The organism is Streptococcus porci DSM 23759 (assembly GCF_000423765.1).
GTDB classification, from domain to species: Bacteria; Bacillota; Bacilli; order Lactobacillales; family Streptococcaceae; genus Streptococcus; species Streptococcus porci.
Genome location: NZ_AUIP01000001.1, coordinates 256,735 through 269,282 on the forward strand (window position 1 = coordinate 256,735; position 12,548 = coordinate 269,282).

13 protein-coding genes are annotated in these 12,548 nt (G+C 42.4%); all 13 read right to left on the bottom strand.

The annotated features are described in order from the left end of the window. Window positions 1-13: 13 nt before the first annotated feature. Entirely contained in the window at window positions 14-601 is a 588-nt protein-coding gene (leuD, locus tag G576_RS0101410; RefSeq protein ID WP_027973044.1) for a 3-isopropylmalate dehydratase small subunit, read from the bottom strand. Beyond that, window positions 601-1,983, bottom strand: a complete 1,383-nt coding sequence (leuC, locus tag G576_RS0101415; RefSeq protein ID WP_027973045.1) for a 3-isopropylmalate dehydratase large subunit — start codon at window positions 1,981-1,983, stop codon at window positions 601-603. The genes leuD and leuC overlap by 1 nt, the downstream gene beginning before the upstream one ends. An 18-nt stretch (window positions 1,984-2,001) precedes the next feature. Next, window positions 2,002-2,271, bottom strand: a complete 270-nt coding sequence (locus G576_RS0101420; RefSeq protein ID WP_037618137.1) for a DUF1294 domain-containing protein — start codon at window positions 2,269-2,271, stop codon at window positions 2,002-2,004. Next, the gene (leuB, locus tag G576_RS0101425; RefSeq protein WP_027973047.1) at window positions 2,268-3,302 is read right to left on the bottom strand and encodes a 3-isopropylmalate dehydrogenase; all 1,035 of its coding nucleotides are present in this window, start codon (window positions 3,300-3,302) and stop codon (window positions 2,268-2,270) included. Before leuB ends, G576_RS0101420 begins: the two co-directional genes overlap by 4 nt. 12 nt (window positions 3,303-3,314) lie before the next feature. Further along, a complete protein-coding gene (locus G576_RS0101430) occupies window positions 3,315-4,868 on the bottom strand; it encodes a 2-isopropylmalate synthase (protein WP_027973048.1) in 1,554 nt (517 codons plus the stop codon). Between the two features lie 272 nt (window positions 4,869-5,140). Then, entirely contained in the window at window positions 5,141-6,208 is a 1,068-nt protein-coding gene (locus G576_RS0101435) for an ABC transporter substrate-binding protein (RefSeq protein WP_027973049.1), read from the bottom strand. Continuing rightward, window positions 6,201-6,977 carry an ABC transporter permease gene (locus G576_RS0101440; protein WP_027973050.1) on the bottom strand — a complete coding sequence of 259 codons (777 nt, stop codon included), beginning with the start codon at window positions 6,975-6,977 and terminating at the stop codon, window positions 6,201-6,203. The genes G576_RS0101435 and G576_RS0101440 overlap by 8 nt, the downstream gene beginning before the upstream one ends. Then, the gene (locus G576_RS0101445) at window positions 6,974-7,771 is read right to left on the bottom strand and encodes an ABC transporter permease (RefSeq protein WP_027973051.1); all 798 of its coding nucleotides are present in this window, start codon (window positions 7,769-7,771) and stop codon (window positions 6,974-6,976) included. Before G576_RS0101445 ends, G576_RS0101440 begins: the two co-directional genes overlap by 4 nt. Further along, on the bottom strand, window positions 7,755-8,909 hold the full coding sequence (locus G576_RS0101450; RefSeq protein ID WP_027973052.1) for an ABC transporter ATP-binding protein: 1,155 nt from the start codon (window positions 8,907-8,909) through the stop codon (window positions 7,755-7,757). Before G576_RS0101450 ends, G576_RS0101445 begins: the two co-directional genes overlap by 17 nt. A gap of 137 nt (window positions 8,910-9,046) precedes the next feature. After that, entirely contained in the window at window positions 9,047-9,943 is an 897-nt protein-coding gene (gene murB / locus G576_RS0101455) for a UDP-N-acetylmuramate dehydrogenase (protein WP_156875098.1), read from the bottom strand. 83 nt (window positions 9,944-10,026) lie between these two features. After that, on the bottom strand, window positions 10,027-11,274 hold the full coding sequence (locus tag G576_RS0101460; protein WP_027973054.1) for a bifunctional folylpolyglutamate synthase/dihydrofolate synthase: 1,248 nt from the start codon (window positions 11,272-11,274) through the stop codon (window positions 10,027-10,029). Window positions 11,275-11,345: 71 nt separating this feature from the next. After that, window positions 11,346-11,858 carry a C39 family peptidase gene (locus tag G576_RS12920; protein ID WP_083959900.1) on the bottom strand — a complete coding sequence of 171 codons (513 nt, stop codon included), beginning with the start codon at window positions 11,856-11,858 and terminating at the stop codon, window positions 11,346-11,348. A gap of 54 nt (window positions 11,859-11,912) precedes the next feature. Continuing rightward, window positions 11,913-12,548 (bottom strand): GBS Bsp-like repeat-containing protein (locus G576_RS12925; RefSeq protein WP_027973056.1); only part of this gene is annotated, 636 nt, incomplete at its 5' end.

A 12,548-nucleotide genomic window follows, 5' to 3' on the forward strand; every position in this document is an offset into this window, starting at 1 on the left:
TTCAAACTTAATCTTACCAGTAAGCTGGCCGATTTTTCTCATACTCAGCAATCAAATCTTCATACTGCATAGTGATACCAATGTCATCCAGACCCTTTAGTAACTTATTTTTCCAGTCTGCATCAATATCAAAGTAAAATTCGCCAACGGGTGATAAAATTTTTTGCTCATACAAATCAACTGTAATCTCGTCTGTCGATTTAAGTGTAGCTAATTTTTCTCGAACATCACGTGGCTGGACGATAGGTAAAATCCCATTGTTAAGGTCATTATTGTAATGAATGTCGCCAAAAGATCCTGCAATGATAACCTTGAATCCATAATCAGCCAGAGCCCAAGCGGCATGTTCACGCGACGAACCCGCCCCAAAATTATCTCCAGTAATCAGGATAGTTGCCTTTCGATACGGCGCCGTATTAAAGATAAAATCAGGATTCTCGGTATAGTTATCATCTAGATAACGCCACTCGTACATGAGATACTTGCCAAAGCCCTTTTTATCAATCAATTTGAGAAACTGTTTGGGCAAAATTTGGTCGGTGTCAATGTTGTCATTCATAAGGGGAACCGACGTTCCCGTATAAACAGTAAAAGCCTCCATCAAAGTACCTCCTCTAATTCTCGAACATCAACAAAGCGTCCTGTGATAGCTGCTGCTGCTGCCATGGCGGGGCTACAGAGGTGAGTACGCGAGCTCACACCTTGACGATCCTCAAAGTTGCGATTACTTGTCGAAGCACAGTGTACCCCTATTGGTACTTTATCAGGGTTCATCCCCAAGCACATGGAACACCCCGGGTCTCTCCACTCAAAGCCAGCTTCTAGGAAAATTTTATCCAATCCCAATTTTTCAGCTGCCGTCTTGACAGGACGTGAACCTGGAACCACAATGGCCGTCACCCCATCTGCTACTTTTTTCCCTTTGACAAATTTAGCAGCAATTATCAAATCAGATAATCGAGCATTGGTGCAGGAACCTAGAAAAACATAACCAATCTCGATATCTTTAGGATTCTGCCCCGGCTTTAAGTCCATGTAAGCATAGGCGCGCTCATCATTCATGTCCCTAATTTCAGGGAAAGTCTCTTCAACAGAGACACCCATGGAAGGATTGGTTCCCCAAGTCACCATAGGTGCAAGGTTCGACACATCCATTTCAATGACTTTATCATAGACAGCGTCTGAATCTGAAACCAAGTTCTTCCAATCTGCCACTGCTGCTTCAAAATCTTTTGGCTTATGCTCTTTGTCCGCTAAATAATCAAAGGTAGTCTGATCAGGGTTCATAATACCCATTTTGGACCCAAACTCGATTGACATATTACAGATGGTCATGCGTTCTTCCATAGTTAGAGCCTCAATAGCTTCACCGACGTATTCCACCACATAACCTACACCCAGAGCAACACCGTGTTTAGCAATCAACGCTAGCACATAGTCTTTGGAATAAACTCCTTTTTTAGGCTTACCAGTAAATCTTACTAGGAGTTTCTTGGGTTTAACTTGCCAGAGGGTTTGAGTGGCAAAAACATGTTCAACCTCTGTCGTTCCAATACCAAAGGCAATGGCACCAAAAGCGCCGTGTGTAGCCGTATGACTATCGCCACAGACGATGAATTTCCCAGGTTGAGTCAGTCCCATTTCAGGCCCGACCATGTGTACAATTCCTTGATTTTTTGATCCGTGAGGTGCATGTGGAATCTCAAATTCTTCAACATTACGAGCCAGAGCATCCATTTGCGCCTTAGAAATCAAGTCACGAATATCATAAATATTTACCGTTGGTACATTGTGGTCAAAGGTACCAAAAGTTAAATCTGGACGTCGCACCTTACGTCCGGCCTCACGAAGCCCATCAAAAGCTTGAGGACTGGTCACTTCGTGGATATAGTGCTGATCTACATACATGAGCTGGGGTTCACCTTCGTTGCCAGTAATGACATGTCGTTCCCAGACTTTATCAAAGATTGACTTTCCAGACATCCTACTCTCCACTTCTAATTACAAATAAGTTAAAACAAAATAAATCAAACCAGCAATGGTCAGGTAGCCTAGATACCAGGATAACTGAAAATACCACTTTCTTGTTTTGTGATGAAAAATTCTACCACCAAGCGTAGCACCGACACCACCGAAAAGAATACTCATCAGCAATAAGGTCTTCTCGGGGGTCCGCCATGCCCCCTTTACAGCTTTATGTTTATCAATACCAAAAGCGGCAAAAACAATCGCATTCCACACCACAAGGGCAATCACTAGATATTTCATCATAGATTACCGATAATTGCTGCGGTCATTTGATCAGTTGTAGCATCTCCACCAAGATCTCGGGTCAGGATACCTTGAGCTAAAGTTTTGTCAACTGCCTTCTCAATCATGGCTGCGCCAGCATTTTCTCCGAAAGAATCGCGGAGCATCATAGCTACCGAGAGGATCATGGAAATAGGGTTGGCAATACCTTGCCCAGCGATATCAGGGGCAGAGCCGTGAATAGGCTCATAAAGGCTAGGGCCATCAGCCGAATGACTGGCAGATGGCATCACACCAAGGGTTCCAGGGAGAACAGAAGCCTCATCCGACAAGATGTCTCCAAAGAGGTTTTCGGTCACAATAACGTCAAAACGAGCTGGATTCGTAATCATAATCATTGCTGCGCTGTCCACCAACTGATGTTCCAAAGTCACGTCTGGATAGTCTTTGGCAACCTCAGTAGCCACTTGACGCCAGAGCTTTGAAGTAGCAAGGACATTTTGCTTGTCAATGCTGGTCACTTTTTTGCCACGGCCTCTAGCAATCTCAAAAGCCTTGACCATAATACGACGAATTTCTTCAGCCGTGTAATCATTGTGATCGCGTGCCTTATCCGCCTCTAGAATATGATCGCCGAAGTAAATGCCTCCCGTCAACTCCCGAACCACGATAAAATCAACCCCTTCAATACGCTCTGCCTTAAGTGGAGACAAATGTTTGAGAGCATCGAAGATTTTTACTGGACGAATATTGGCAAAAAGATTGAGTTCTTTGCGAATGGCAAGTAAACCTTGTTCTGGACGAACAGGTGCCCCATCGTATTGCGGACCACCAATAGCAGCTAAAAGGATAGCATCCGCAGTCTTTGCTGCTGACAGGGTTTCCTCAGGCAGTGGGTGACCAGAGACGTCAATTCCTGCACCACCGAAGGGTTTATCTTCTAAGTCATAGTCAAAATCAATCTTTTCAGCCACAGCTTTTAGAACCTGAAGTCCCGCCGCCATAATTTCTGGTCCAATACCATCACCTGCTAAGGTTACAATTTTTTTCATAGTCACCTCTTTTTAAATATCTCGGTAAGAGATTTTGCGACCAATCTCGCCAGCATTTTCTTTTTGGACAAAAGTATTTGCGTTGACATAAGCAATAGCCCCTGCTTTCAGAACGTCAAAATCAATACCAGACGCATTGAAGATAGTTCCTGTATCAACATTTTCAACTGAAACAGACACACGAGCTTGAGCATCAATTCCTCCGGTTACAGCATCGATATTGTAGCTCAGCAGTTTAACCGTTTGATTGAAGAATTTGTCAACGGCGTTAAAGACTGCCTCAACTGAACCCTTACCATTAGCAATCACATCAACACTTTCAGCTTCTTCGTTTATCATATTAACAATAGCGGTTACAGTATCATCGTCATTTGATGTCACTTTCAAATCGTTGAAGTGGAATCCTTCAGGGTTTTCAATCTCATTTCCATCAACGAGAGCCACAATATCAGCATCCGTGATATCTTGTTTTTTATCGGCCAATTTCTTGAATTTGGCAAAGAGCACAGCAATTTCTTTTTCCTCAAAATCCAGTTGCAACTCTTTAAGTTTTTCGACAAAAGCATGGCGACCAGAAAGTTTGCCAAGGGGCAGAGAATTTTTCTTAACACCAACGAGCTCTGGGGTGATGATTTCGTAAGTGAGTGGGTTTTTGAGAACACCGTCCTGATGAATCCCAGATTCGTGAGAGAAGGCATTACCGCCAACCACCGCCTTGTTTTTTGGAATTGGAATACCTGAAAAGCGTGACACCATTTCAGAGGTGTTGATGGTTTCTTTTAGGACAATGGCAGAGCTGGCTTGATAGTAATCCTCACGAATATTGAGAGCAACAGCTACTTCTTCCAGAGCTGCATTCCCCGCACGCTCGCCGATGCCATTAATCGTCCCTTCAACACGTCCAGCACCGTTTTTAATAGCTGCAAGAGTGTTGGCAACAGCCATTCCCAAATCGTTATGACAATGTGGACTGAATATCACCTGATGATCTGATGTCACATGTTCAATCAGATATTTAAAGATATATCCATATTCTTCTGGCGTCGTAAAACCTACCGTATCTGGAATATTGATATAGGTTGCCCCTGCATCGACCGCTGTCTGAACCACCTGAAGCAAAAAGTCCAGTTCCGTTCGTGTCGCATCTTCTGGTGAAAATTCCACAATGTCAAAGAATTGACGTGCATAAGTCACATGTTCTGTGATAATATCTAAAATCTCTTCTTTGGATTTTTTCAGCTTAAACTCACGATGAATTGGACTTGAAGCTACAAAAACATGAATTTGCGGAAATTTAGCATCCTTGATTGCTTCATAACACGCGTCAATATCAGCTTTCACACAACGAGCCAAACCAGAAACCGCTGTTTTCGTCATTGCTGCTGAAATCTGCTTAACTGCTTCAAAAGAATCTGGACTAGCTGCTGGAAAACCTGCCTCAATCGTGGAAATTCCCCACTTTTCCAACTGTTTAGCGATAGCAACTTTTTCTTTAATCGAAAAATTGACTCCTGGTGTCTGCTCTCCATCACGGAGTGTCGTATCTAGAAATTCAACTTGGTGCATAAAAGACCTCTTTCTAAGCTAAAAATGTAAAAAACTCACTTGGAAATCCAAGCGAGTTTTACTTTCCCGCTTGGTATGCCAAACAGGACTAATGCTGATGCACTAGCCCTCTATCCTCAATAGCAAAACTGTTGTCATTGAAAATGGCATTTACTGTCTCCTCTTATGTAAGTTACTAAATATTCTACAATTTTCAGACTATTCTGTCAAGATAAAATCTTATTTTTCGCAAAAATAAAAGCACACTCTCTGCAAGTGCACTTCTATTGATATTATTTTCGGTACATTTTGAATTGTAGATAGAGATCGTTGTAGACACCTAACCAGTGTGAGCCTAGATTATCATAGACTTCTAAGTTCTTAAGTGTATCTTGATCTGGGTAGAAAGCCTTATCAGAAGTCACATCCTCAGGCAACAGTTCCCTTGCCTTTGAGTTTGGTGTGGCATAGCCAATATATTCGGCGTTCTGCGCAGCATTTTCAGGGTCAAGCATAAAGTTGATAAAGGCATAAGCCTCGTCGTAGTGCTTAGCAGTCTTTGGAATAACGATATTATCAAACCAGAGGTTAGACCCCTCATTTGGGACAACATAGACCAAATCTTCGTTACCATCAAGCATTTCACTGGCTTCACCCGAGAAAGAAACACCTATAGCCGCATCACCCTGAATCATGTACCCCTTGAGTTCATCACCAACAATAGCTTTAATATTCGGCGTCAGTTCATTGAGCTTGGCTTCAACAACCGCCAGTTCGACCTTATCTTTACTATTTAGGCTGTAACCAAAAGAATTGAGACCCAATCCCATAACTTCACGGGCGCCGTCAACCAGAAGAATATCGTTTTTGTATTCCGGTCGCCATAAGTCTTCCCAGTGTGCTGGAGCTTTGTTGACCATGGTTTTATTGTAAACAATTCCCAGAGTTCCCCAGAAATAAGGGATAGAATAATCATTATTGGGATCAAAACTAAGGTTTTTAAACTCATCACCGATGTTATCAAAGCCGATAATTTTTGACTTATCGAGCTTAACTAGCATGTTTTCTTCCAGCATTTTGGAAATCATGTACTCACTTGGTACGGCTAGGTCATAGGTGGTACCGCCCTGCTTGATTTTGGTATACATGGCCTCGTTTGAGTCAAAAGTTTCATACTGAACGTCGATGCCCGTTTCTTTTGTGAATTTTTTTATAAGATCGGGATCAATATAATCTCCCCAGTTGTAAATGACTAGCTTTTCAGCAGCTGAGCCTGAGCTATTTTTCATAATCAGACTCGTCGTAAATAGCAGAACGACGATGGCTAAGATACCTGCGATAAAAGAATACAGTCTACGCATGCTTTTCCTCCTTCTCCTGTGAAATGAAGTAATAACCAATCACCAAAATGATTGAAAAGAGAAAGACGACAGTTGATAGAGCATTGATTTCTAAAGACACTCCCTTTCGGGCGCGTGAGTAAATCTCAACCGCCAAGGTCGAAAAGCCATTTCCTGTGACAAAGAAGGTCACCGCAAAATCATCCAGCGAATACGTAAAGGCCATAAAATAGCCCGCAATAATTCCCGGAGTCAAGTAGGGTAACATAACTTCTTTCAACATTTGAAAGCGTGTCGCACCCAAATCGTAAGCTGCATTAACCATGTCATAATTCATGCCCTTGAGGCGGGGAAGAACCATAAGCACCACAATCGGAATGGAAAAGGCCACATGACTAAGTAAGACCGATAGAAAACCCAGTTGCCACTTGATTTGTGTAAAAAGAATCAAGAAACTGGCACCAATCATAACATCTGGTGCTACCATGAGCACATTATTGGCAGATAACAACCCCGTTTGTAAACGACGGCGGGTCTGATGGATGTAAATAGCTCCAAAAGTACCGATAATGGTCGCTAATAATGCAGACAGAAAGGCTAAGAAGAAGGTTTCAACCAAGATTAACATCAGGCGACTATCCCCAAACATGGTCTGATAATGCTCTAAGGTAAAGCCTGTAAAGCCATTCATATCCCCACCTTGATTGAAGGAATAAACAATCAAGTAAACAATCGGAATATAAAGGATCAGAAAGACCAGCGCCAAATAAAGATTTGCTAATTTTTTCATTGGCGTCTCTCCTTTGTAAACCACATGGTGGCAATCATAGCCCCAATCAAAATCACACCGATGGTTGAACCCATTCCCCAGTTTTCAGTTGTGAGGAAATGCTGCTCGATAGCGGTCCCTAGCGTAATCACGCGATTACCACCAATCAAACGTGTCAACATAAAGAGGGATAAACTCGGAATAAAGACCGATTGAACGCCTGAGCGCACCCCGTTGAGAGATAGTGGAAAAATCACTTTCCTAAAGGTTTGCGCCTCAGTCGCACCAAGATCGCGACTGGCATTGATCACATTACCATCGATATCATCAAGGGCATTGAAAATTGGCAAAATCATAAAGGGCAACTCAATATAGGCCGCTACAAAAATGAATGAAAAATCCGTAAAGAGGATTTGTTGCGATCCAATTCCCATGAAGGATAAGAAAGCATTGACACCACCTTGCTGTCCAAAAATTCCCATAAAAGCATAAGCCTTTAACAAAAGGTTTACCCAGGTCGGTAGAACAACTAGCATTAGCCAAAGTTGCTTGTGCTTGAGTTTTGTCAAGAGTAAGGCTGCTGGGTAAGCAATCAAAAAGGTTGCTAAGGTAATGATGACTGCGTAGAGTACCGAGTTAAAACTCATGCGCAGATAGGTCCAACTGGAGAAAAAAGTTCCATAGTTAGCTAAGGTAAAGTTCCCTGACTGATCAAATAAGGATTTCCAGAGCAATAGCGTTACGGGAGCCAGAACAAAAAGCAAAAGCCAGAGAATATAGGGAGCTGAAAAAGCAATATTAGAGGTTTTCTTCATGACGTTCCTCCTCAATGGCATTGATGAGGCCGTCTTCTACTTCCTCCACTTCCACGTATTCTTCGATACGGGCATCAAATTCTTCTTCCGTTTCATTTAGGCGCATAATGTGGATGTCTTCAGGTTCGAAGTCTAGACCGATAATTTCACCGACAATAGCCTTTCGAGTCGAATGAATCATCCATTCATTTCCTAGGTTATCGTAGGCAATGATTTCATAGTGTACTCCACGAAAAAGTTGAGTGTCCACCGTTACTTGTAACTTGCCCTCCTCTGGCAAAGTGATACGCAAATCTTCAGGACGGATAACCACTTCAACCGGTTCATTTGGACGCATACCACCATCCACAGCTTCAAAGCGTTTGCCATTGAACTCAACCAAATAGTCTTCAATCATGACTCCCGGCAGAATGTTTGATTCCCCAATAAAAGTCGCTACAAAATGGTTAATTGGTTCGTCGTAAATATCAACAGGTGTTCCGGACTGAACAATCTCACCATCGTTCATGACAAAAATCCAGTCAGACATAGCAAGAGCTTCTTCCTGGTCGTGAGTAACGAAAACAAAGGTAATGCCCAATCGTTGTTGCAATTCGCGAAGTTCGTACTGCATTTCCGTACGTAATTTGAGATCCAAGGCTGATAATGGTTCATCAAGCAAGACCACGCGAGGCTGGTTGATGATGGCGCGAGCAATGGCAACACGCTGACGTTGGCCTCCAGATAATTTCTGAATAGAACGTTTTTCATAACCTTCCAAACGCACCATTCTCAGAGCTTCCGAGACACGCTCTGCTATTTCCTTTTTATCTATCTTTTTTATTTTTAGAGGAAAAGCCACGTTTTCAGCCACAGTCATGTGCGGAAAGAGAGCGTAATTTTGGAATACTGTGTGCACATCACGCTGGTTGGTTGGGACATCATTGATACGTTTTCCATCCAGATAAACGTCCCCGCTAGAGGCATCTAATAGTCCTGCAATGATGTTTAAAATGGTTGATTTCCCAGAACCAGAAGCCCCGAGTAGAGTGTAAAACTTCCCTTCTTCAAGCTCAAAATTAATATTTTTTAGCACCTGTGTGCCAGAGTCCTCAAATGTCTTAGTGACATTTTTAAAGGCGATAATAGGTTGTTTCAATAAACTTCTTCCTTTTTACGTATTGCAGATTAAGTAGGCTCTGCTAGGCCTTTTGGACATAGTGGTTAGTATTCTCACCCTTCATACTTTCTGAGACGATAGGCTCCACCCCCTTTGCTTAAACGTCGCTAGAATTGTTATTTTTCCCCGATAATTCTCACTTCTGGCTCTAAAGTCACGCCAGAATGAGCCTTGACCTTCTGGATAACATCAGCAATCAAATTTTCATAATCGCTGGCAGTACCACAATCAACATTGACCATAAATCCAGCATGTTTGGTAGAAACTTCCACTCCACCAACGCGGTATCCCTTAAGTCCTGCTTCTGTGATTAAAGCTCCCGCAAAATAGCCATTTGGACGTTTGAAAACAGACCCGCAAGATGGTAATTCAAGTGGCTGCTTGAGCTCACGTAGATGGGTTAATCTTGCCATTTCTTGAGTGATTTGAGTGTAGTCGCCAGGTTTAAGAGCAAATTTTGCTGACAGGACAATAGCATTTGACTCCTGAACTGACGAATGACGGTATCCAAATCTCAAATCGCGATTATCAATCGTAATGATCTCACCGTCTTCGGTCAAAAGCTGAGCAGATATAAGAACATGAGCAATCTCGCCACCGTAAGCACCTGCATTCATGAAAACAGCTCCGCCAATAGAGCCCGGAATCCCGCAGGCAAATTCAAAACCAGTCAAACTGTGGCGACTGGCAACTTTGGTTGTTTCAATCAGATTAGCGCCTGCCTCTGCTTCAATCACATAACCGGACACGGTTATTGTGGACATTTTTTCCAGCATGATAACCATGCCACGGATTCCACCGTCACGGACTATTAAATTACTGGCATTTCCAAGAACCGTCCAATCCAGCGCGTGCTTTTTGGCAAAAGCCAAAAGACGCTGTAACTCGTAACGCGAGCGTGGAAACGCTAAGAGGTCAGCAGGTCCGCCAACCCTCGTATAAGTATAGTTACTCAGAGCCTCATTAAGACGAACGTCAACGCCGTCAAGCTCTGTTTTAATCAAATCTTTCATTATTTCTTCCATACATCAAAAAAATCAGCAAATAGCTGACTTTTATTATATCAAAAATAGCCCTATTTGACGATAGCTAGGAATCACTTTAGCAAAAATGTTCTCACCTGACTGATAAAGTAAAGCGACCCTGTTACCACAAATAACTGCTCATCATTTTCTTCACTCACTTGTTCTAACCATTGGGTGAAATCTGTCGTCCGCTGATACTTAGTTGGATAGGCTTCAAGCGCGACCGCATTAGGATAGTCAAAAGTAGTCACTGTTAAACTGTCAAAGTCTGATAACTGTTCAAGCATGGTGTTAATTGGCTTAGTGTCAATGGCAGCAAAAAGAATATGAACCTTCTTATCTGCATAGTCAGACTTAAGCAGATTAACTAGGACAGCCACACTCTCATCATTATGAGCGCCATCAATCATAAGATTGTCAGCAATCATCTCAGTTCGTCCAAGCCATTTGGCCTCAGCAAGCGCCTCTTTGATGACTGCTGTGGTGACTTTGGGATAAGCTGGCGCTAGGATTAGGCTAGTCATAATAGATAGGCTTGCATTTGCCACCTGATGCTGTCCAGGCATGGCAAGTTTAACAGCTGATAAGGTCTCCTCGCGATAGGCAAAGTCAAAGGCTCTGCTATTTCCCAAAGCTTCAAAATCCTGACCTAGACGATACATGGGGCAAGAAAGGGTTGTCGCTGTCTTGATGAAGACCTCTAAAACATCCGTTTTGTCCTCGGCAAAGATAAAGGGAGTTTTCTCTTTTAAAACACCAACCTTTTGAGCCGCTATCTCTGCATAGGTTTCTCCCAAAATAGCCTGATGATCTAATCCGATTGAGGGACAAACTACTGCCAGAGGTTGGAAAACATTAGTGGAATCGTGGAGACCACCTAGCCCTGCCTCAATCACTGCGATATCAACTGGATGAATCTCACCAAAATAGACAAACATCATAGTCGTAATGATTTCAAATTCTGTCGCTGATTTCAGGTCAGTTTCTAAAGGCAATCGGTCAACAACAGGCTTAACCATTTCGGCTACTTTGACCAAATCTTCCTTAGGAATCATGACACCGTTGAGAGAAATCCTTTCACGGAAGTCCATAATGTAAGGCGAGGTAAAGGTCCCCACCTCATAACCTGCCTTAGTAAAAATACTTTGCAAATAATTGGTGGTAGACCCCTTACCATTTGTCCCCACAACGTGAATAGCTTTCAGATTATCTTGTGGATTCCCCAGCTCGGCAAGCATCCACTCCATACGCTTTACACCCGGTTTAATTCCGAATTTTAACTGACCATGAATCCAATCCAAGGTCTCTTGATAAGTCATTTTTGTCATAAGTATAAGTATAGCAGAAGATTAGAGGTAAAGCAAAAGGTTGGAAAACCAACCTTTTACTTCTAAACATTTGTAATTTTTATAAATGGCACACCTACGCCTGCTGTATCAATGACATCTCGACTTCGTTCTCTAAATAGATTAGAGATAGGGTACCAACCAGATAAATGTGGACTGTATGGATCCGTCATGTAAGTCATTCCATCCTTATACCCCTTGGCAACTAATTGATGTGCTCCTGTGGTAAATTTATTATGTTCCACAGCTGCAACTACATAATGTCCTTCCGCAAGAGCAGATCTTAATTTTGTCTCTGTTTTCAAAACTTCTGTTTTAAAACCATAAGCTTTACTTACTTGTAATATACCAATACCACTAGTTCCCCATACCCTTCTATTAAATTCTGAGGTCTTATTATAAAGGTAATCAGCAACATTATTTGGCTTAATATCTTTTCCAGTTAAAGCAGAATACACCATACTTAGTACTGTAGGAACACATCCTGTTCCAGCCATTTTCCAGAGGCCGTAATATTTACCACCCCATCTGCTATCCCATTGTGTGTAATAAGGCATATCATTATAGGCTGTGCGGTTAACCTCAACTTGAGCCTTGGCTAAGAAAATTTTCTATCCATTAACTTCCTGATAGGCGTGAATGTGATAAATACCTGTATCTGAATGATTAACGACATTGAAGACACCGTGAGCCATATCATCATCATTTTTTGTAGAATACCAGCGTAAATCGTTTTGACCATTCTTCTCGGACCAAACTGCATAGACTACCTTCTCATTATTATAAATATGCTTAACTTTAACATAGTGGACACCTGTTCCAACATGTTCTACAATCACTTCTTGAACAACAGGAACATCTTTCAATTCAACTGTCTGAGCTGCCACAAAGGTTCTGGTATTACGCTTATCTGTCACATACAGGTGCACATGGTATTTGCCATTCGTGTACTTGTGGTTGCTAGCCCTGACCGTCAGCTTGTAAGTGCCGTCGGCTTGTTTGGTCGGTTGATACCATTTGAGATCGTCTTGACCCTTGCTCTCAGACCACGTTGGCAACTGAACCAATGTGACACCTGCTATCGACTTAAGGTCAGATACAATCACATCAAAGGTGCCTGTTTGGTTGTTGACATTCTTAATGGTCAGCGTCGCTGTTGGTTTGGGCAGTTCTTTAACGGTCGTCTGGTCTCCTTTGAGGAAGACCAATTTGCCATCCGCTGCTCGGCCATAGGTGTGAATGTGATA

What these genes read in the sequence shown, in the direction of transcription:
- leuD (WP_027973044.1), bottom strand. Translation starts at nt 601, where the DNA reads ATGGAGGCTTTTACTGTTTATACGGGAACGTCGGTTCCCCTTATGAAT.
- leuC (WP_027973045.1), bottom strand. Translation starts at nt 1,983, where the DNA reads ATGTCTGGAAAGTCAATCTTTGATAAAGTCTGGGAACGACATGTCATT.
- G576_RS0101420 (WP_037618137.1), bottom strand. Translation starts at nt 2,271, where the DNA reads ATGATGAAATATCTAGTGATTGCCCTTGTGGTGTGGAATGCGATTGTT.
- leuB (WP_027973047.1), bottom strand. Translation starts at nt 3,302, where the DNA reads ATGAAAAAAATTGTAACCTTAGCAGGTGATGGTATTGGACCAGAAATT.
- G576_RS0101430 (WP_027973048.1), bottom strand. Translation starts at nt 4,868, where the DNA reads ATGCACCAAGTTGAATTTCTAGATACGACACTCCGTGATGGAGAGCAG.
- G576_RS0101435 (WP_027973049.1), bottom strand. Translation starts at nt 6,208, where the DNA reads ATGCGTAGACTGTATTCTTTTATCGCAGGTATCTTAGCCATCGTCGTT.
- G576_RS0101440 (WP_027973050.1), bottom strand. Translation starts at nt 6,977, where the DNA reads ATGAAAAAATTAGCAAATCTTTATTTGGCGCTGGTCTTTCTGATCCTT.
- G576_RS0101445 (WP_027973051.1), bottom strand. Translation starts at nt 7,771, where the DNA reads ATGAAGAAAACCTCTAATATTGCTTTTTCAGCTCCCTATATTCTCTGG.
- murB (WP_156875098.1), bottom strand. Translation starts at nt 9,943, where the DNA reads ATGAAAGATTTGATTAAAACAGAGCTTGACGGCGTTGACGTTCGTCTT.
- G576_RS0101460 (WP_027973054.1), bottom strand. Translation starts at nt 11,274, where the DNA reads ATGACTTATCAAGAGACCTTGGATTGGATTCATGGTCAGTTAAAATTC.
- G576_RS12920 (WP_083959900.1), bottom strand. Translation starts at nt 11,858, where the DNA reads ATGCCTTATTACACACAATGGGATAGCAGATGGGGTGGTAAATATTAC.